Origin of the sequence: Bacillus paranthracis, assembly GCF_024296885.1 — a bacterium.
GTDB lineage: Bacteria > Bacillota > Bacilli > Bacillales > Bacillaceae_G > Bacillus_A > Bacillus_A paranthracis.
The window spans coordinates 1,778,718-1,798,740 of record NZ_CP101135.1 but is presented as its reverse complement, the minus strand read 5'-3'; the positions used below and the strand labels follow the sequence as shown (position 1 = coordinate 1,798,740).

General features: G+C 35.1%; 18 protein-coding genes and 1 other annotated feature (1 of these 19 running past the window's edge). Of the genes, 4 read left to right on the top strand and 14 right to left on the bottom strand.

All coding sequences use genetic code 11. From position 1 onward, the window contains the following. Positions 1-171: a binding site (T-box leader), on the bottom strand (it extends 52 nt beyond the left edge of the window). Positions 172-391: 220 nt separating this feature from the next. Then, the gene (locus tag NLJ82_RS09180; protein ID WP_000107887.1) at positions 392-2,026 is read left to right on the top strand and encodes a putative polysaccharide biosynthesis protein; all 1,635 of its coding nucleotides are present in this window, start codon (positions 392-394) and stop codon (positions 2,024-2,026) included. Positions 2,027-2,066: 40 nt separating this feature from the next. Here the strand turns inward: NLJ82_RS09180 and NLJ82_RS09175 are convergent, their stop codons facing one another. From NLJ82_RS09175 to NLJ82_RS09160, 4 genes are all read right to left on the bottom strand, one after another. After that, positions 2,067-2,891, bottom strand: a complete 825-nt coding sequence (locus tag NLJ82_RS09175) for a DUF4037 domain-containing protein (protein ID WP_254754659.1) — start codon at positions 2,889-2,891, stop codon at positions 2,067-2,069. Between the two features lie 90 nt (positions 2,892-2,981). Next, positions 2,982-3,494 (bottom strand): GNAT family N-acetyltransferase, encoded by a 513-nt coding sequence (locus NLJ82_RS09170; protein ID WP_000771322.1) that lies wholly within the window; start codon positions 3,492-3,494, stop codon positions 2,982-2,984. A gap of 77 nt (positions 3,495-3,571) precedes the next feature. Continuing rightward, positions 3,572-4,489 (bottom strand): cysteine synthase A, encoded by a 918-nt coding sequence (gene cysK, locus NLJ82_RS09165; protein ID WP_000762275.1) that lies wholly within the window; start codon positions 4,487-4,489, stop codon positions 3,572-3,574. A gap of 10 nt (positions 4,490-4,499) precedes the next feature. Further along, on the bottom strand, positions 4,500-5,711 hold the full coding sequence (locus NLJ82_RS09160) for an MFS transporter (RefSeq protein ID WP_001149409.1): 1,212 nt from the start codon (positions 5,709-5,711) through the stop codon (positions 4,500-4,502). 222 nt (positions 5,712-5,933) lie between these two features. Between NLJ82_RS09160 and NLJ82_RS09155 the strand changes: the two genes are divergently transcribed. Further along, the gene (locus NLJ82_RS09155; RefSeq protein WP_000730650.1) at positions 5,934-7,574 is read left to right on the top strand and encodes a peptide ABC transporter substrate-binding protein; all 1,641 of its coding nucleotides are present in this window, start codon (positions 5,934-5,936) and stop codon (positions 7,572-7,574) included. A 41-nt stretch (positions 7,575-7,615) separates the two neighbouring features. Here the strand turns inward: NLJ82_RS09155 and hflX are convergent, their stop codons facing one another. Then, positions 7,616-8,875: a GTPase HflX gene (gene hflX / locus NLJ82_RS09150; RefSeq protein WP_000391886.1), complete on the bottom strand. Its 1,260-nt coding sequence runs from the start codon at positions 8,873-8,875 to the stop codon at positions 7,616-7,618. Positions 8,876-9,358: 483 nt separating this feature from the next. Continuing rightward, entirely contained in the window at positions 9,359-9,904 is a 546-nt protein-coding gene (locus NLJ82_RS09145; RefSeq protein WP_000849226.1) for a hypothetical protein, read from the bottom strand. Between the two features lie 174 nt (positions 9,905-10,078). Here NLJ82_RS09145 and NLJ82_RS09140 point away from each other — a divergent pair, with 174 nt between their 5' ends. After that, complete coding sequence (locus tag NLJ82_RS09140) at positions 10,079-11,062, top strand: ketoacyl-ACP synthase III (protein ID WP_001086307.1); 984 nt, start codon at positions 10,079-10,081, stop codon at positions 11,060-11,062. Positions 11,063-11,105: 43 nt separating this feature from the next. Here the strand turns inward: NLJ82_RS09140 and NLJ82_RS09135 are convergent, their stop codons facing one another. From NLJ82_RS09135 to NLJ82_RS09110, 6 genes are all read right to left on the bottom strand, one after another. Further along, positions 11,106-12,380 carry an MFS transporter gene (locus NLJ82_RS09135; RefSeq protein WP_000886927.1) on the bottom strand — a complete coding sequence of 425 codons (1,275 nt, stop codon included), beginning with the start codon at positions 12,378-12,380 and terminating at the stop codon, positions 11,106-11,108. 203 nt (positions 12,381-12,583) lie between these two features. Continuing rightward, positions 12,584-14,332 carry an MFS transporter gene (locus NLJ82_RS09130; RefSeq protein ID WP_000438137.1) on the bottom strand — a complete coding sequence of 583 codons (1,749 nt, stop codon included), beginning with the start codon at positions 14,330-14,332 and terminating at the stop codon, positions 12,584-12,586. Positions 14,333-14,367: 35 nt separating this feature from the next. Beyond that, entirely contained in the window at positions 14,368-14,907 is a 540-nt protein-coding gene (locus NLJ82_RS09125) for a PadR family transcriptional regulator (RefSeq protein ID WP_000678338.1), read from the bottom strand. Positions 14,908-15,084: 177 nt separating this feature from the next. Then, on the bottom strand, positions 15,085-15,897 hold the full coding sequence (locus NLJ82_RS09120) for a polyphosphate kinase 2 family protein (protein WP_000443567.1): 813 nt from the start codon (positions 15,895-15,897) through the stop codon (positions 15,085-15,087). An 89-nt stretch (positions 15,898-15,986) separates the two neighbouring features. Then, the gene (locus NLJ82_RS09115; RefSeq protein WP_000627648.1) at positions 15,987-17,429 is read right to left on the bottom strand and encodes a carbon starvation CstA family protein; all 1,443 of its coding nucleotides are present in this window, start codon (positions 17,427-17,429) and stop codon (positions 15,987-15,989) included. Between the two features lie 125 nt (positions 17,430-17,554). Then, the gene (locus tag NLJ82_RS09110) at positions 17,555-17,764 is read right to left on the bottom strand and encodes a hypothetical protein (RefSeq protein WP_000661602.1); all 210 of its coding nucleotides are present in this window, start codon (positions 17,762-17,764) and stop codon (positions 17,555-17,557) included. A gap of 90 nt (positions 17,765-17,854) precedes the next feature. Here NLJ82_RS09110 and NLJ82_RS09105 point away from each other — a divergent pair, with 90 nt between their 5' ends. Then, the gene (locus NLJ82_RS09105; protein ID WP_000823325.1) at positions 17,855-18,319 is read left to right on the top strand and encodes a YozF family protein; all 465 of its coding nucleotides are present in this window, start codon (positions 17,855-17,857) and stop codon (positions 18,317-18,319) included. Positions 18,320-18,338: 19 nt separating this feature from the next. Here NLJ82_RS09105 and NLJ82_RS09100 read toward each other — a convergent pair whose 3' ends face one another. After that, positions 18,339-18,617, bottom strand: a complete 279-nt coding sequence (locus NLJ82_RS09100) for a hypothetical protein (protein WP_000905837.1) — start codon at positions 18,615-18,617, stop codon at positions 18,339-18,341. A 29-nt stretch (positions 18,618-18,646) separates the two neighbouring features. Then, positions 18,647-19,909, bottom strand: coding sequence for an MFS transporter (locus tag NLJ82_RS09095; protein WP_001161157.1), 1,263 nt, complete (start codon positions 19,907-19,909; stop codon positions 18,647-18,649). Between the last annotated feature and the right edge of the window lie 114 nt (positions 19,910-20,023).

Below are 20,023 nucleotides of genomic sequence, written 5' to 3'. Positions count from 1 at the left end.
CACTTTATTTGATAACGGTATAAACTACCGTCTTTCATTTCCTCATAATGTGAGATTTATGAAAGATGCTCCAGGACGAACTTCATGAATAATCTATATACTGATTCACACCAACCATCAGCTCTCTGTAATAGGGAGATATTCACTACTATACCCTTTCATTGCCCAAATATTATTTTCCGAATTGATTACTATCATTTTTATCACACATTAAAAATAGTGTCAACTTATATTTTGAATTTTTACGTATTACATTCTATTTGAAAATGTAAAATATGACTTTTAAGTGAATAATATTTGAATATTTATGTTCCATACTATATTAACTACTCTAACAGGTTTATAGTAATATACGATAAACGTAAGACAGCACGAGTAGGAGGAAAGGATTTTGTCTACTTCAAAAGTTTTAAAAGGAACTGCTTTATTAAGCGGCGCAACAATGATTTCACGTATATTAGGTTTTATATACTTCTTCCCTTTTCAACTATTAGTCGGAACACAAGGGGTCGCTTTATATGGATATGCATACTCTTGGTACGGAATTTTATTAAGCTTTTCAACTGCCGGTATCCCTATTGCCGTTTCCAAATTTGTTGCAAAGCATAATGCGCTTGGTGATTATAGTACAAGCAAAAAATTATACAACTCTAGCGTAAAATTAATGTTGTTTATGGGGTTTTTAGGGTTTTTAGTTTTATTTATTGGAGCACCATACATATCACAATTTATTATTCGCTCGAAAACGCCAGATCCACAATTTATCTCTGACGTAACACTTACGATGCGAGCATTAAGTTTTGCACTTATTATCGTACCAGCTATGAGTGTTACACGTGGTTATTTCCAAGGATTTCAACATATGAAACCAAGCGCTGTTTCTCAAGTCGTAGAACAAATTGCACGCGTTGTTTTCATTTTAGTTGGTAGCTTTATCGTCTCAAAACTATTAGGAGGTTCCGTAGCCTCTTCTGTTGCAGTTGCTACGTTTGGAGCTGTTATCGGAGCACTTGCAAGCGTCTCTATTTTAATGATGTACTGGAAAAAATATAATGGGTTAAAACCTCCCGAAGGTGAATTAAAATCAAGAGCATCCAATATTCCATTAAAAAATATTTATATAGAATTACTTCGATATGCCATCCCAATTGTATTTGTCGGCATCGCAATTCCACTCTACACGTTAGTAGATCAATATACTGTAGCTGATGTCCTTAGAGCGATGGGAGAGCCGTTAGAAACAGCAAATGCAGTTTTCGCTTATATAACGAACTATGCCCAAAAGTTAATTATGATTCCAGCTTCACTTGCAACTGGATTCTCCTTAACGATCATTCCGGCTATAACGAAATCTTATACAAGCGGGAAATTAGAAGAATTACAAGAACAAATTTCAAAGATATTTCAAGTCTTGTTATTCTTCACAATCCCGGCTGCATTTGGTCTTGCTAGCATCGCTTACGATGCATTCCGCATGGTTTATGTAAATCCTGAAATCGCACTTGGTGGATCACAATATTTAATTTCATTCGCACCGTCTGCTATATTAAGTGCGATTTTCACAGTTTCAGCAGCTATTTTACAAGGAATCGATTATCAACGAAAAACAATGATTGCATTCTCAGCCGGAATTCTCGTTAAAGTTGTAGTAAATACACCGCTCTTACATTTATTTGGCGGACACGGTGCTGTACTTGGAACCATTCTTGGATACCTCGTTTCCAATAGTATTATGTTGTACTGCATCGTTAAGTTTGCGAAATTTAAAATTGGTGAGACAGCAAAAACAGTATTTCTTATTACAATTTACCCCGCAGCAATGTCTGCTGTTGTGATGGCATTAAAAGCAATTTTGACATGGTTAATTCCTGGACAAACTTATATGGAATCACTTCTCATTGTCGTTATATGTGGCGCTGTAGGAGGGCTTGTTTACCTTTTATTCGTATTAACAAGTGGACTTGCTTCACATATTCTCGGTGATAGAATTCAACGCTTACCTATACTGGGGAAATTAGTAAAATAAAAAACAAAGAGATGTAACAAGGGTTACATCTCTTTGTTTTTTATTTCGCATATTGAATACGCTTTCGCTGTTCAGCGATATGTAATTCTGGAGCATGGTGTTCTACTAACTGTAATAGCTCCTCGATTAACACTTCTAACTCCTGTACACTATACTCCGGTTTCCCTATTAAAGCATTCGCCATACGCTCATATAAGTTTTCAGGCTTAATAATCATTCGTTCCACATTATATGGCATCCATTTAAACGCTGGGTGATGTACATACATTTTATTCAAACCAAATAAGACACCAAATATATTCCTTTGTGCTTCACAAATAACATCATATAGCATAAGCCTGTCTTTTCGTTTTAAAAGCGCCTCTCGATTATGCCAGCGATTGCTTAACCAAAGATTTTCTGAAATCATCCGTTTCGCTAGATTTTCTGGATATGCTACCACTCTATCTTTTAATTCATTCACTTTCTCTTCCCCATACAAACTAACACCGTCATGCACGGATGATACAATACATTGTTTTTCATAACTTATATCATATTGATCCACCACATCCGAAATCACTTTCTCTACTGTTTCTGTTAAAAAGTTACTAATCTCTAATTTAATTCCTTCTTTCGTCAAATACGTTTCCGACCATTCTTCTTCCTCATAAGGATGATATGACAAAATTGTTCCACCAATATAGTTAATAGGCCCTTTACGATCCTCATTCTCTGGTGGCATTGACCATAAAATATGTAGTTCTATATCTGAATGTTCATCTTCTAGCTTTCTAGCTACTGAACCGGCTAAAATAATAGCCTCCACTTTTGGGTTCTTCCTATAAATCTCTGACATTTCTATTGCTTTCTCTTTTAATCCCACTTCATTTCCCCCTATAATTGCATTACAGCCTTACTTCTTTTATTTATTTCGATATTACACATTTTATTCCCTTTTCAAAGTTCCACTACATCATATTTCTACCCAATAACGTTGTACAATTTCCCCAGTATGAGAAGAAACTACTTCATTTTCTAACACACCGCCAACCTTTTGAATCGTTTTAGCCGAAGCGATATTAGCTTTATCACAAGTTATTAACACTTTCTGCAATCCTAATTTTTGTGCTTCATCCAATGCAAATTGTAGTTGTTTTGTAGCGTAACCTTGGCGACGTTTATTTGGATGGACACTATATCCAATATGACCACTTTCCCGCAATAATTCTGAGTTTAGTCGATGTCTAATATTTACAAAACCTATAAGTTCCCCTTTTTCAAAACTTAAAAATTGGCTAGACGGTACTCGATTACCTTGTAAGTTTTCTCCCGCTTCTTGTATACTCACTTTTTCAAACCATTCATCGAGAGAATCAAAATTTTGTAAAGAACTACTGCCGTGTGGTTGTTCATCAGCATGTAAAAACGCATCGCGATACTCCGTAATTTGTTTGCTATATTCATATGTTGGTTTTAATAGTTTCATTGTGGTTCTCCTCTCTAAATAACCTACAACAAACCCCTTAATAGCTCTCTTTCACCATTAAGGGGTTTCTATCATTTTCATTCAAATAATCCCATACTCAAATAACGCTCACCTGTATCAGGTGCAATACATAAAACTTTTTTACCAGCACCTAATCGTTTCGCAATCATAATCGCTGCGTAAACAGAAGCACCAGAAGACGGCCCAACTAATAACCCCTCTTGTCTAGCTAAGTTTCTCATTGTCGTTAAAGCCTCTTCGTCTGCAATTTGAATAATTTCGTTATACACCTCTGTATTTAAGTTTTTTGGGATAAACCCTGGACTTGTTCCTACTAGTTTATGAGGACCCGGAACACCTCCCGATAGTACGGGAGATCCTTTCGGTTCTACTACTGCAACATATAAATTGGGTAGTTTCTCTTTTAACGTTTCACCAGTCCCAGTAATCGTTCCGCCTGTTCCTGCCGTTGCTACGAATGCATCAAGCTCTCCATCCATTTGTTCATAAATTTCAAGTGCAGTTGTATAACGATGAATATTCGGGTTTGCTGGATTTTCAAATTGTTGCGGAATAAAACTATTTGGAATTTGCTTTTGCAATTCTAACGCCTTCGCAATTGCTCCTGGCATTCTTTGTTCTGCCGGTGTTAAAACTACTTCTGCTCCGTATGCTTTTAATAAATTTATACGCTCTTTTGACATATTATCTGGCATAATTAAAATCGCTTTATATCCTTTTGCGGCTGCATTCATTGCTAAGCCTATTCCTGTATTTCCACTTGTCGGTTCAATAATTGTATCTCCTGGTTTAATGAGACCATTTTCTTCTGCAACGTGCAGTAAATTATAAGCAGCACGGTCTTTCACACTGCGCGATGGATTAAACATTTCTAGTTTTACATACACATCTGCTGCGTCTTCTGGAATAAATTTAGATAATCGGACGACAGGTGTATCTCCTATTAATTCTGTTACGTTTTCACATAATTTCATAGCGCATCCCCTATTCTATCGTTTTCTTATCACTTGGTAATAACCAAGAAGTGAGTCCAATTAATGGTAGACAACTACATAGTAACATAATGAATTGTAGACTATATATATCAGCCAATTTCCCAAGGACTACAGATCCTAAAGCGCCGAGTCCAAACGCAAGCCCTACAATTAATCCAGATACCATTCCTACTTTTCCCGGAACAAGCTCTTGCGCATAAACAACAATTACACTAAAACTACTTGAACTAATAAAACCGATACATAAAAATAACGGTACGACCCACACGAGCGAAACATGTGGTAATAGCAAGGCAAGTGGCGCTGAACCTAGCATTGAAAATACAATAATTGTTTTCTTTCCAAATCGATCTGCTAACGGTCCACCAAAGAAAGTTCCTAATACACCGGCAATCATAAATGCGAATACGAAATACTGGGCATTTTTTATAGATAAACCGTAATGTTCAATTAAGTAAAATTGATAAAAATTCCCGATACCAGCACCGTACCAAGATCGTACAAAAGTAAGAAACACAAGAAGTAAAATAACAAATTTAATATGTGTACTGACAATCGCATTTTCCGCCTCAAGCGCAGCCCTCTTTTTTCTTCTCACAGCACCAGTTGCTAATTCATTCCTATACCAATTTGATACGAAAATTAATAATACAATTCCTACCGCCGCAAAGGCAGTAAAACCTAAAGAACCAATTTGACCGAGTGGAACGAAAATTAATGCTGTAAAAATAGGAGCTAGAGAATTACCTGTATTTCCTCCCACTTGATAAATCGCTTGCGCTAAACCTCGTTTCGTCCCTGCTGCCATATAAGCAACTCGGGCGCCTTCTGGATGAAAGACTGCGGAACCTAATCCGATAAATAAAACAGAAATAATAACAATAATAAAGTTCGGTGCAAACGCGAGTCCAATCATCCCAAGCATACTCGAAAACATACCGAGCGGTAATAAAAATGGTGACGGCTTCTTATCCGAATACATACCAAAAACCGGTTGCATAATCGATGATGTCATATTTAACGCAAACGCAATCCACCCTACTTGCATATAGGATAAATTCATCGTTTTTTCCAAAATAGGAAACAACGCGGGCACAACTGCTTGCATCGAATCATTTAAAAAATGACCGAAACTAATCGCAAATAATATTCGATATATTGTCGGTGTTTCTACTCTGTTTTTTTGCGAAACTGCCTGCATATGTGAATCTCTCCTTCCTGTACAAAATATATATTTATTACAGTAGGTGTAATAAATTCTGACTTTTGAAACATTTCTATTCTATAATGGTTTCATTTCTTTTTCCAGAAATATCACCTTTTAAATAATATATTTTTTCTATATGCTTTATCGGATTTATTTATAGAAATTTTCTATATTTTCTTTTATACTAAGGCAGAGATGAAGGAAAGGATGACAACTATGAAGAAAAAAACAAAGGGAATCGTTGCACTCTCAATCACATTATCTATGTTTTTAACAGCATGTGGTCAAAAACAAGAGGCAACAACTACCGGAGAGAAGAAAAAAGAATCTTCGAAACAAGTATTAAACATTGTAGAAGCTGGGGAAATTTCTACACTTGATTCATCTATCGCAACCGATGGGTTTTCTTACGCTGCATTAAACAACGTAATGGAAGGATTATATATGCCTGGTCCTGACAATAAACCTGTTCCTGCAGCAGCTGAATCATACAAACTGAGCGAAGACGGAAAAACATATACATTTACATTACACGATTCAAAATGGTCAAATGGCGATCCAGTAACTGCCCATGATTTTGAATATGCATGGAAACGGGCCGTTAATCCAGAAACTGCTTCTGAATACGCACATATTATGTTCGATATTAAAAACGCTGAAAAAATAAATAAAAAAGAATTGCCAATTGATTCATTTGGTGTAAAGGCGATTGATAATAAAACTCTTGAAGTACAGTTAGAACACCCTGTTCCATACTTTTTAGGTTTAATGGGATTTGCAACATTTTATCCTCAAAACAAAAAGGTTGTAGAAGCACAAGGGAAAAATTACGGACTTGAAGCTGCAAATGTAGTTTATAACGGACCTTTCCAATTAAGTGAATGGAAACATGATACAAGTTATAAAATGACAAAAAACCCGAACTACTGGGATAATAAAAATGTGAAATTAAATGAAATTAATGTAAATATCGTAAAAGATACTTCAACAGCCGTTAATTTATTTGAAAGTAAACAAGTAGACCGTATTACGATCAATTCAGAGTTTGTTGATAAATATCAAAAAGATCCGAGCTTAAAGAAAATGGAACGTCCTTCTGTGACATTTTTCCGATTTAGTCAAAAGAACCCTTTATTAGCAAACAAAAATGCTCGTAAAGCTATTTCGCTTGCTTTTGATAAACAAGGAATCGCAACAACGATTTTAAACAATGGTTCTATACCTGCGAATGCATTCGTTCCAAAAGGATTCGTAAAAGGACCTGACAATAAAGATTTTCGCAGTACAAGTCATGTAAAAGTAGAAACAAATGTGAAAGAAGCTAAAACACTATGGGAAACTGCGAAAAAAGAAACAAATTTACAAAACGCTTCTCTTTCAATCATAACAACTGATGAATCTAACGATAAAAAAATTAGTGAGTTTTTAAAAGGTGAACTGGAGAAAAACTTACCTGGATTAAAAATCACATTACAATCACTTCCAGTAAAAGCATTTTTAGATCGTGAAGGAAATGGTGATTTTGAAATTTCACTTTCTACATGGGGACCAGATTATCCTGATCCTACAACATTTTTAAATATGTTCGTCACAGACGGACCGTTTAATAAGATGAGTTACTCAAACAAACAATACGACGAATTAATTGAGAAAACGAGCTCTACTTTAGTAACTGACTTACCAGCACGTTGGAAAGCGTTCCAAGATGCAGAGAAAATCTTACTTGAAGATGATGCAGCTATCGCTCCAATCTTCCAATCAGGACTTGTATATTTAGAACGTCCAACAGTAAAAGGTGTTGTTGTTCGTCCATTTGCAGGAATTTATTCTTATAAGTGGGCCTCTATTACGGAATAAGAAAAAGGCGATCCTAAAACATATTAGGATCGCCTTCTTTATTAAATTGCAAAACGCTTATACTTTTCGTAATCGCTCGTCTTACATTCCACTTCTAGTTTCGTACCTTCGTTTTCATAACTCGTAGATAGAACGTGCGCATGAGTATTGAAATAAGAAACTACCTGCCCTTGATCATACGGAATTAACATTTCACACTTCGTATACTCTTTATAAATGTGTGAGCGAATCATTTCGACAAGCTCTTTTATTCCAACATGTTTCTTCGCCGATAAATAAACACGGTCTTCTTGTACTTTCGGAATTTCAACATCTACCATATCTGATTTGTTATAAGCATAGATTGTTGGAATATTTTCTACTCCAATTTTCTTTAACGTTTCATTTGTAATATCAATTAACTGTTCATAATTCGGATTTGCATAATCTACAACGTGAATAAGTAAGTCTGCTTCCGCTACTTCTTCTAACGTTGAACGGAATGCTTTCACAAGATGATGTGGTAATTTACTTACAAATCCAACTGTATCTGTTAATAAGAATGATTTATTATCTGGTAAATCAATATTTCGCACCGATGTTTCTAACGTCGCGAATAACATATCTTTTTCAAATACTTGTTTTTCTTCTGTCCCATTATAAATTTCAAGCATCGCATTCATCGTCGTTGATTTTCCTGCGTTCGTATAACCTACTAATGCTACAACAGGAATTTCATTTTTCTTACGTTGCTTTCGCTGCGTTTGACGCTGCGCAACAAGAGCTTCTAAATCTTTATTTAAAACTGAAATTTGTTCTTCAATTTTACGACGATCCAACTCTAATTTCTTCTCACCGACACCTTTATTTTTCGTACCAACACCGCCGCTCTGTCTTCCTAACGACTCACGAAGACCAATTAAACGAGGCATCATATACTGAAGGTGGGCCACCTCTACTTGCAACTGCGCTTCTTTCGTTTTCGCACGTTGCGCAAAAATGTCTAAAATTAATATGGTACGGTCAATTACTTTACAATCTAAATCTGCTTCTAAATTTCGAATTTGAGAAGGCGATAATTCGTCATTAAAGATGACCATATTCGCACCTACTTCATTTACATAGGCTGCTACTTCTTCAATCTTTCCTTTTCCAATATAATGGGATGGATTTACACGTTGTAAATTTTGCGTCACTTGTCCAATTACCTCTACATCACAAGCTTCTGCAAGATTCGTTAGCTCTTCCATCGAATATGCAAAATCATCCTCATTACCTAAATTTACTCCAACTAAAACTGCTCTTTGTAATAATTCTTCCATATATTTATTCCTCCATTTCGATTACGTAAAATAAAAAACACAGGTCGCTGCCTGTGTTTTCGTAAACGGATAAGGGTTCACCAAAGAAATAGAAGAAAGTTGTGCTTTCATCCTATCTCATAGTTAAAAAGTCCCAAGATCGTATGCGTATCCACTATAAGTGTTCACCTATACAATCCCATTCTATTTATAAAGGCAAAACAAAAAGAGGGCGTATTCGTCCCTCCCTCTTTTTCACATATAAGCTTAATAAAGGGTTCCTTTAAAATAGGCAGACCAATCCCGTTCACTCTGCACACAGACAGAGCCTTTGAGCGCTATTCAATTATTGGCACAAAGTATTGAGACGTAATCTGATTAAGATCAAAGGAAGCCCCTCCGTTCATTTTAAGTTACATAAAGTGTAGCATAAGTAATTCGCTTTCACAAGGTTAAACCACCTATAGAAACAGAAAGAAAATCTTTATATATTTACTTTAATCGTCATTTTTTGCGAGTTCTTCTCACAACAAAAACAATGATTAATAATAGACAAATGGAAATGATAGCAACTTGCCACCAACTGAAACCGCTCACCATCTCCCCTTTTAAATCCACTTTCTTCGTTGGAACAGACTCTTTTGCAATTTGACGTAAAGCCACTTTGTCCGCCCCTGCCTCATCTAATCTCTTCGTTCCACTACAACTATTTGTGTGTAATTGTTTTTCAGATCCTCTTTGAGAAGAATATATTAAGTACTCTCCTCCTTCCACAAAATGAAACACACAATCACCACCATTTGTATATACAATAATTTGCGAAGAATTTGTCCCTTTCCAAATTTTCTTCACTTCAAATAATACTTCAATTCCACCTCCTTCTTTCCTTCCAACCTCAATTACTTGTCCCTCAAACACTACATCGTTTTTTTGAAAAGCCTCTTCTGCTGATACGTTAATACAATCACAAGCATAAGATTTCTCTGGAAAAATAATAAAAATAAAGCTACAAATAATGACAAAAGGCAACATGCGTAAAATTGTTTTCAAGGAGCTCAACTCACTTCATTATCAATTTTAGAAACTTCTCGTATATTATTTTTACAACACTCGCTAAATTCCTTCATAGTAAGCTAAGTCGTTCAATACACTAAAAATCTATATTGACATTTTTATAACCTGATATTAGTATCAGGTTATAAAATAAAGTTAGGAGCTGTTCCTATGAATTCTAAATCCCGTATTACTGCAATTGGTACTCATGTTCCAGAACAAATATTATCAAATCATGATTTAGAAAAAATGATCGATACGAATGATGAATGGATTGTACAAAGAACAGGAATGAAGGAAAGAAGAATCGCTAGCGAAGATGAATACGCCTCAAACTTAGCCATTAAAGCAGTTGAAAATTTATGTACAACATATAAGAAAAACTTAGAAGATGTCGACTGTATCATTGTCGCTACTACTACTGCTGATTACGTTTTCCCTAGTGTTGCTTGCCAAATACAACAATACCTCAACATACCTCATACAATGGCATTTGATTTAAATGCCACTTGCGCTGGTTTCACATATGGCTTGCACGTCGGTAATAGCTTGATTACTTCTGGATCACATAAAAAAGTACTTGTCGTAGCGACAGAGACATTATCAAAAGTTACTGATTACACCGATAGAACGACCTGCATTTTATTTGGCGATGGTGCTGGAGCTATTTTATTAGAAAGAGATGAAAACAAACCAAGCTTTATCGCGTATCATATGGGCACAAATGGGCACGGCGATATTCATCTATATAGAACAAACTTATCTACTACTATGAATGACACCCCACTGCAAACAAATGAAAAAATCGTTCAAAATGGAAGAGAAGTATATAAATGGGCAACACGTACGGTGCCAGCAGGTATAAAAGAACTATTACATACTGCAAATATGCAAATAGATGATATAGACTGGCTCATTCCTCATAGCGCTAACTTACGCATGATTGAATCTATTTGTGAAAAATCTCAAATTCCAATACAAAAAACATTAACGAGCGTGGAATATATGGGGAATACATCTTCTGTCTCTATTCCACTCGCTCTAGATTTAGCTAGAAAAGAAGGAAAATTAAATAACGGAGACACACTTTTACTGTACGGATTTGGTGGTGGTCTTACGCATTTAGGTCTTATTGTGGAGTGGGATTTAAGTTAAATGCATGAAAAAGAGGTTCTAGTCAATAACTAGAACCTCTTCTTTAATTTCTTTCTCCTTTTTGAGACCATATCACAACAGGAATCAGCATGAAAGCTAACACTCCTCCAGCTAATGACAATGCCGCATAACTTGAATTCGCTACTACCATTCCTGACATCGCTCCACCAGAAGCTCCAGCTAACGCAATAAACACATCTATCTTCCCTTGTGTTTTTGCACGTGTGGAAGGTATAGTTGCATCAACAATTTGAGCAGTACCACTGATTAAACCGAGGTTCCACCCTAATCCAAGTAAAGACAAAGCAACGATTAATAGTATTAAAGAATCACTTGGCGCTATCGCAGCTATGACACCTGCTGCTAATAAGATTACTCCACCAGCTATACTCATCGTAGTTCTGCCAATTTTATCAATTAACATTCCTGTAACGAGAGATGGAAGATACATTGCACCTACATGAAAACCAATTACAAGACCTACTGCACTTAAAGCATGACCGTGGTGTCCCATATGAACTGGCGTCATCGTCATAATCGCAACCATCACGATTTGCGTAAGTATCATTACGATAGCTCCAACTGTAATGCCTCTTTTATTTTCTTTCGCTTCTTCTATTACCGCTTGCTCTTTATATGTATGTTCTTGTTTATATGATTCTATCATATTAGCAATAAGTAACGGATCTGGACGTAGCATAACAAAAAGGACAAGACCCGCCAGTATAAACGCCGCCGCTGATAATATGAATGGGCCAGCAAGTTCAGGAATTCCAATTGAATGAGCAAACCTTCCCATTACACCTACTAAATTTGGACCTGCGACTGCACCAAAAGTCGTCATTACCATCGTAATACTAATGGCAGTTGCTCTTTGCTTCTTATTCGCTAAATCCGTTCCAGCATAACGCGCTTGTAAATTTGTAGCTGTACCCGCGCCATATATGAGTAAAGAAACTAGTAAAAGAATAATACTATTTATTAAAGCTGCCAATACAACTCCAATAGCCCCTAGTCCACCTACTATAAAACCCGCTGCAAGCCCTACGCGGCGACCATACTTTTGCGATAACTTCCCAACAAAGAAAGCCGCTATCGCAGATCCCATCGTAAACATAGCAGCCGGTAAACCTGCAAATGCATCTGTCCCAAGCATTTGCTGCGCAAGAAGTGCACCTACTGTAATCCCAGCAGCTAACCCAGCTCCGCCGAACATTTGTGAAATACTTACGATTATTAACGTTCTTTTGTATAATTTTTGTTGCTCTTCCTCTGTATACATACGATTACTTATTAAAGCCCCCGCCCTATCTAACAATTCCTCATCCTCCCTTTAAAATTAAACCCTCTTGTTAATGTACTATGTTTAACGTTACATATTCAATGCCATTTTCCATTCTTCTCTTTCATTCTAAAAAACTTGCTAACCGAACTCGACTTCTCTCATGCTATATTAAAAATACTACCATTCACAATATGTAATCAAAAAACAAAAAACAGGCTGCTATTAGCCCGTTTTCTTTACACTTCCTCTACTACTCTTCCACTTTTCTTTTTACTCAAAACCTTTCTTTCCGAAAATAACAAACTTACTAAAGCACAAATTAAAATAATTGGCACACTCGCTTTATATAAATCTGTAAAACTCATCGCCATCTGATTCTTAGCATAATGGTTTACATCATTCGAAAATGCGAGTACTTCTTTCTTTATACTTTCCTCTTGTTTTTCAACTTCATTTGTCACTTGATTCATAACTTCTTCTCTTTTTATATCTCTATATTCTACTGGAACAGCATTTAACACTTCATCTACTTTTTGGTGAATTAATTCGTCTTTTTTCTCTTTATGTAACCCTACAAATGTTTCATTTTGATGCTTTTCTACATTCGTTTCTATACTTTGATTCTCTATTTTTTCTTTTGTCATTTGTAATATCTCCGCTTGCTGAGTATTACCTACATGAATATTACGTACCTTTTCTTCTGCATAACGATATACATTCTCTTTATTTACAGTTAAGTTGTGAGTTAAGTTAGATACAAATATTGCGACCGCTAAAACAATACCTACTTGCCGCAACATTGATACAACACTTTGAGAAGCAGTTAATAATTCCCCTTCAAACGAAGAAGCACTTAAAACTGTAATTGGACCTACTACTAAACCATACCCAACACCCAATATCATACATGGAATAATAATTTCTATATTTGTTGAATTAACATCAATCATTTGCAACCAATAATAAGATAAGCCCATAACAAGAAAGCCTGACAAAATAATAGTTACTTTTCCGAGTTTTTTAATTAAAGTTGCTGCAGCTGGTGAGACAAAAAATATCATTGCTGAAATAGGTGTCACTAAAAAAGCTGCTTCAATTTCCGTTCGACCTTGTATTTTCGTCAAGAACGTCGGAAGCAATACAGTAACTCCAATTAAAAATACATTACTTAATATGACAACGATAGATGCTCCGACAAACATTCGATCTTTAAATAAATTTAAATTCACCATCGGATTATGAATCTTTTGTTCTACTAAAACAAATAGAATAAGAGAAATAGTGCTAATTGCATAACAAAACAAAGCTATATTACTTTGCCATCCCCATGTATTACCTTTTACTAATATGAGAGTAAAAGAAAAAATTGCTATGCTACTTAATAGCAATCCTATCCAATCTATTTTTGAGGTAATACGTTCTTCATTTTTTATTTGTAGCATAATACAGCATAAAATGATTCCAAGAATACAAATTGGAACATTTACGAAGAACACCCATCTCCAACCGAAATTTTGTGTAATAATCCCACCTATTACTGGACCCATCGCCGCTGATAATCCTTGTGTTACTCCTAAAATTGCTAGTGCAACATGCCTCTTAGCTAACGGCATAGCTGATACACCAATTACCATACTAGTTGGAAATAAAATTGCTGCCCCTACACTTTGTATAAAGCGAGAAAAGATAAGAAAATCCCCCGTATTAGCAAAAGCGCACAGTACTGACCCGCCACCAAAAATCACCAGACCAAGAATATACATCTTTGCTTTTCCAAAGATATCAGCTATCCGCCCTAGCGGGATAGCAAGTACTGCTATTGTCATTGTATAAACATTTAATACCCAAGACATTTTTTCCAATGAAGTATTTACACTCGTTTGTATCGCTGGTAAAGCTATATTCATAATTGTCGTATCAATCATACAAAGAAATATACCTAAGCACATTAAAAAGACAATCTTAATACCCTTTGATTGTTCCATGTTCTTCTACCCCTTTATTTATTATGAACGTTTTTTCACTCTTCCATTTTATTGTGTTCTTTTGCTTCTAGTTGCTCTAGTTTTCTTTTCAAAGTCTCTACTTGAGCACTATACGATGCAATTCCTACATCAAGTGAAATTTCCTCAACAAAAGTAATACCTTCTCTCCACTTTTCATATTTCAGACGTAGATCCGCAATGTATGCTTCTTTCCTTTCAATTTCGTCCTTAATCCATTTTTTTATCGCCTGACCATCGCTGTAATTACCGAAATACATCCTCATTAAAAAATCTGAACGTAAAACATCTTTCTCTACATCCGTTTGCATGTATTGATAAAACTCTTCACGCCCTGCATCTGTAATAAAGTACATTTTCTTATTCGGTTTCCCTTCTTGCATAACAACTTCTTTTTTTATTTTCCCCTCTTTTTCCAACTGACGTAACGTTGGATAGATCATCCCAAAACTTCCATCAAAGAAATGAGTAAATACATCTTCAAACACAATTTTAATATCATAACCAGACAATTCTTTTCCCATTAATAAACCTAAAACAACATCTCTTCCTTTCAAAATAAGACCCCCCACATAGTATATAATCAATAATCATATTAACATTGTTAATATGATTATTGATTATATACCTTATTCTGTTATTTGTAAAATGTTTCTAAATTAAAAATACCCTGTAAATTTGTTGTTCAAAATTACAGGGTATCTCTATTTTATATTTCCTATACAAACTTTGTACTATTTTACAACTTCATCTTGGCCCGTTTCAAAGCCTTCTGTCTTTCCCTCTTTTATTTCATAATAATATGAAGGTAATTCTATATTATGTTCTACAAGGTAATCCTCAATTAATGAAATAATCACTTTCAACGTTTTCAAACGAGCGTATAATTTATCGTTACTCGCGATAATTTTCCATTTCGCATTTGGCCTATTTGTTTTTTCAAACATTTCTTCCATTGCTTCAACATACTCGTCCCATTTTTCACGGTTACGCCAATCTTCATCTGTAATTTTCCATCTTTTTAAAGGATTGTTCTCTCTATCCTTAAACCTCTTTAATTGTTCATCTTTACTAATATGATAGAAGAACTTCCCGATTATATAATGATCATCTGTTAATAGTTTTTCAAAATCGTTGATCTCGTCATACGCTCTCATCCACTCTTCCTTTGTAGCAAAACCTTCAACACGCTCCACTAACACACGGCCGTACCATGAGCGATCAAAAATAGTAATTTGCCCATACTGAGGTAGCTTCCGCCAGAAACGTTGCAAGTAGTGGTATCGTTTTTCATGAGGTGCTGGTGCTCCAATTGGATTTACTTGAAACCCACGCGGATCAAGGTGTTCCGTCACTCGTTTAATCGCCCCACCTTTTCCAGCCGCATCCCAGCCTTCCATAACGAGCATAACTGCAATTTTTTCTTCTTTTACAATTTGCTGCAACGCTAATAAGCGCCTTTGATATTTTTCAAGTTTCTTATTGTACTTAGATTTTGATTCAATTCTTTTCGTTACATCTACTTTAGCAAGAACTCCACTTTCCATAAAACAAATCCCCCTTGTTGTATGACAATGTTATTTTAACATATTATTGGAAATTTTTTCACATTAGAAAAAACTGTGTAGAAAAATCTCTACACAGCTTCCTTCTCTAATTGCACATCTACTTCAATATTCTCATTTTTATTTTTCATGGCTTTCATAAAGAATATAGCAGTTAATATAACGGTAATAACTGCACCTATAATATAAGATGTGTTTAACGGGATATTAAAACCAATTTTCGCATTTAAAATATAAATAACAGTCATAAGCGTCATAAATATCGCTGGAATTAAGGAAACAACATACGGCTTTCCTTTTATGAATAAATACATCGTTCCAATCCATAACGCAATTGCTGCAGTCGATTGATTAGCCCAAGAGAAATATCTCCATAATAGTGTGAAATCAATTTTCGTTAAACCATATGCAATGACAAACAACGGAATTGCAATAATTAAGCGGTTTTTCAATCTCGTTTGCTCAAAGTTAAAATAGTCCGCAATGATAGAACGTGCCGCACGGAATGCGGTATCACCAGATGTAATTGGTAATACAATTACTCCGATAACAGCGATCGTTCCGCCGACAGCACCTAACATTGTCTTCGAGATTTCGCTTACAACCGCAGCTGGTGTACCTGATTTAATTAACTCATTTAATTCACCGTATGAGAAAATACTCATAGCGGCCGCTGCCCAGATCATCGCAATAATCGCTTCCGCAATCATCATGCCAAAAAATACATATCTGCCGTGCTTTTCAGTTTGAAGTGTCCGTGAAATAATTGGTGATTGTGTTGCATGAAATCCTGATAAAGCACCACATGTAATTGTCAGCATTAATAATGGAAAAATCGGCGCATTATCTGGATGCATATTTTCAAACGTTAATTCTGGGATTGGAGAACCTTTTATTATCATCATTCCCCCTATACCAATAGCACTTATTAGCAATAATGCACCTAATACCGGATAAATCTTTCCAATAATTTTATCAATCGGCAAGATTGTAGATAAAATGTAATATACGAAAATAACAGTTAGGATAATAGTGATTGACACTTTCCCTTGTAATACGATATCAAGTAATGATGCTGGTGTTGTAATAAACACAGTTCCTACTAATACTAAAAGCAACAGTGAAAAAACATTTACAATGTGTCTCATTGCATTTCCTAAAAACTTCCCTGCTAATTCAGGAATATGCGCCCCTTTATTTCGAATAGAAATCATCCCTGTAAGATAATCATGAACAGCACCTGCAAAAATAGCCCCTATTACGATCCAAACAAATGCAACTGGTCCATATAAAGCACCTAATATTGGCCCAAATATAGGTCCAGTACCTGCAATATTTAATAATTGAATCATAGAATTCTTTCGCCTATCCATAGGTACATAATCTACGCCATCTTGGTTCACATAGGCCGGTGTCTTTCTTTTGTAATTGACTCCAAATATTTTTTCAATAAACTTTCCGTATGTAAAATAACCAATTATCAATACGACGATTGATACTAAAAATGTAATCATTACTATCCCCTCCCCTTTACAGAAAATGCTTTCCTATTCCCACATAAGAAAACGCTTTCAATTTATTCTAGCATATTTAACCAAATTAAATAAATGGTTTATATAGAATTTTTAGTATATTCTTTTTATAATGAAAACATCCGCCTCATAACAGTAAGGGTAACTTGATTATTCGTAACTAAATCCATTCCAACGATAAGGCTTAGTACCCCAATACTTATATACACAATTACTGCATTACATGGATTCAAATCTAATAACATTACAGAAATAAATATATACAAAAATAATAATTGTAGAAAAATACTGCTTCCCATACTTACGAGTTCTTTCAATATATCCTCCCCCCTAAATCGTATAGTATATTATCTCAAAAAGAGAAGAAAATAACAAAAAATTCATTAAAGAATGGGAGCTCTCAAAAAATGAAACGAAAAATATTAACTCTCTTTACGCTTATATGCTTAGCACTACCAATACAAGCTAGTGCATACACATTTCAATCACTACCAATTGCATCAAAGTCTAAACAATGGTATATCGAAATTGATAAATCTCATAACGTAAACAAGCAAGCAATCCAGCCAAAACAAGGTGTATTTGATACATATAGTTTACTCGTAAAAAACATCGGTCATGATGTATCAAACGTATCCGTGGAAATACTTGATAACAATCCTACCTCTAAAGCTACCTTTAAACCTACTACCCCTAATGAAAATATTTCTAAAAGTCATACAAGCTTTGACTACATGGTATTCCCATTAGACTTTAATAGCCATAATTTTAAAGTTGTGATTACTTGGGAAGAAAAGAACTTTTCTTACAACGGCCATCCAGTAAATGAAAGTAAAAAACTGAAACAAACATTTGTATTTAATGAAGAGTAAGCCCTAATTTAATTAGAGCTTACTCTTCATTTACAAAACCAGTTTGAATGGCTTCTGTCACTTCTTTTGTGATGTCCAGTTTTGTTGCATCAGTGCTAATTTTCTTATGCCAAATATGCACGGAAGGCTTTTCGTTACAAAAATGTTTTATTAATACTAGTTGATTATATGCTAGCTTATTTTCTCTATGGGTAGCAATATAGACTGTGAAATTTTTTGCTTCAAAGATCTTTTCCTGCAAAGTATATTGGTTGTCCCATTCCTTTGTGACTATATCGTTCAAATTTTTTATAAGCATATAAGTCGTTCCCACCTTCCCTTATATCATCAATCAAATCTTCGAATACTCGGCACACATAATGCTACTCCAATTGTTACAAGTACTAAAATAGCTAATGTTATAATCGTTATCTCACCACCTATGACAGTAGCTAACCATCCTACAACTACATAACCTAGTGGCAATAAAGCAAATGAACCTAACATATCAAGGCTTGCCACTCTTCCAAATGCTTCTTCTGGCACGAGCTCTTGTAAACTCGTTTCCCAAATGAGTCCAAATATCATCATACCGAACCCTTCAATTGCCATTAATGCGATTAAAGCAGGTGCCCAAGCAATAAACGGCATTATTAAAAGCGCACAACCACTTATTAAAACACCACCATAGGCAAGTAATCCCCGCTTATACCACCGTTCTCTCCCGCCAAATATTAGCGCGGCAATTACAGCTCCAACACCAGAGGATGCCATTCCTAATCCATACACGTATGCTTCAAAATGATGATGAACATTAAATAACCATGGAATTAATACGACGATAATTCCTGCATAACAAATATTGATAAAAGAAAAAACTAAAATTGTAATCCATAGCCACGGATGACTTTTTAAAACGAAAACACCTTCCATAAACTCTTGTTTGTAATCGATCTTTCTTTTTTCAATCGTTTTTACTTTTTTAAACTTTATTTCCCTTAAAAATAATAAACAAAAAAATGATAACAAATATGTTACTGCATCTAGTCCAAACCCTATTCCAGCAGATGCAACTGAAACGATTAATCCTCCAAGAGCCGGTCCAATTAGTCGTATACCTTGATTACTCATTTGCGTTAATGCATTAGCTGCATTTCGAATTTCTGGTACAAATACTTTCGCTCTTACAGCCGCATACGCTGGTTGAAATATCCCTTCCATAAGTCCATATAATGCTATGAGGACATATAGAAGCGGAATTGTTAAATCATCCATAAATATAAGTGTTGCAAGTAATAGCATTAATATGCAGCGAACTATATCTGTAAATAACATTACTTTCACTCGATCCATTCGATCTACGACTAATCCAGCAAACGGTAACGCAAGAATATTAGGAAGCATGTACATTGCCATAGTCATTCCCATTACAACTGTTGAACCAGTTAATGAATACACAACGACTGGCAAAATAACCATCGTTATCGAACTACCTAAAGTCGAAAGCAATTGCCCGATCCATAAAAATTTAAAATGTGGTGACGCTTTAACCGGCAATAACAATTTACCGATATAACTTAAACTTTTCTCTGTTGGTATTTCTCCTTGCATATACCTCTCCTCTTTTCAAATTAAGTTAACAATGAAACAAAAACAGAAAATTCAATCTTAAATACTTTTAATTATATATGAAACGGTTTAATTATTGGTAAAAACATAAAAAAG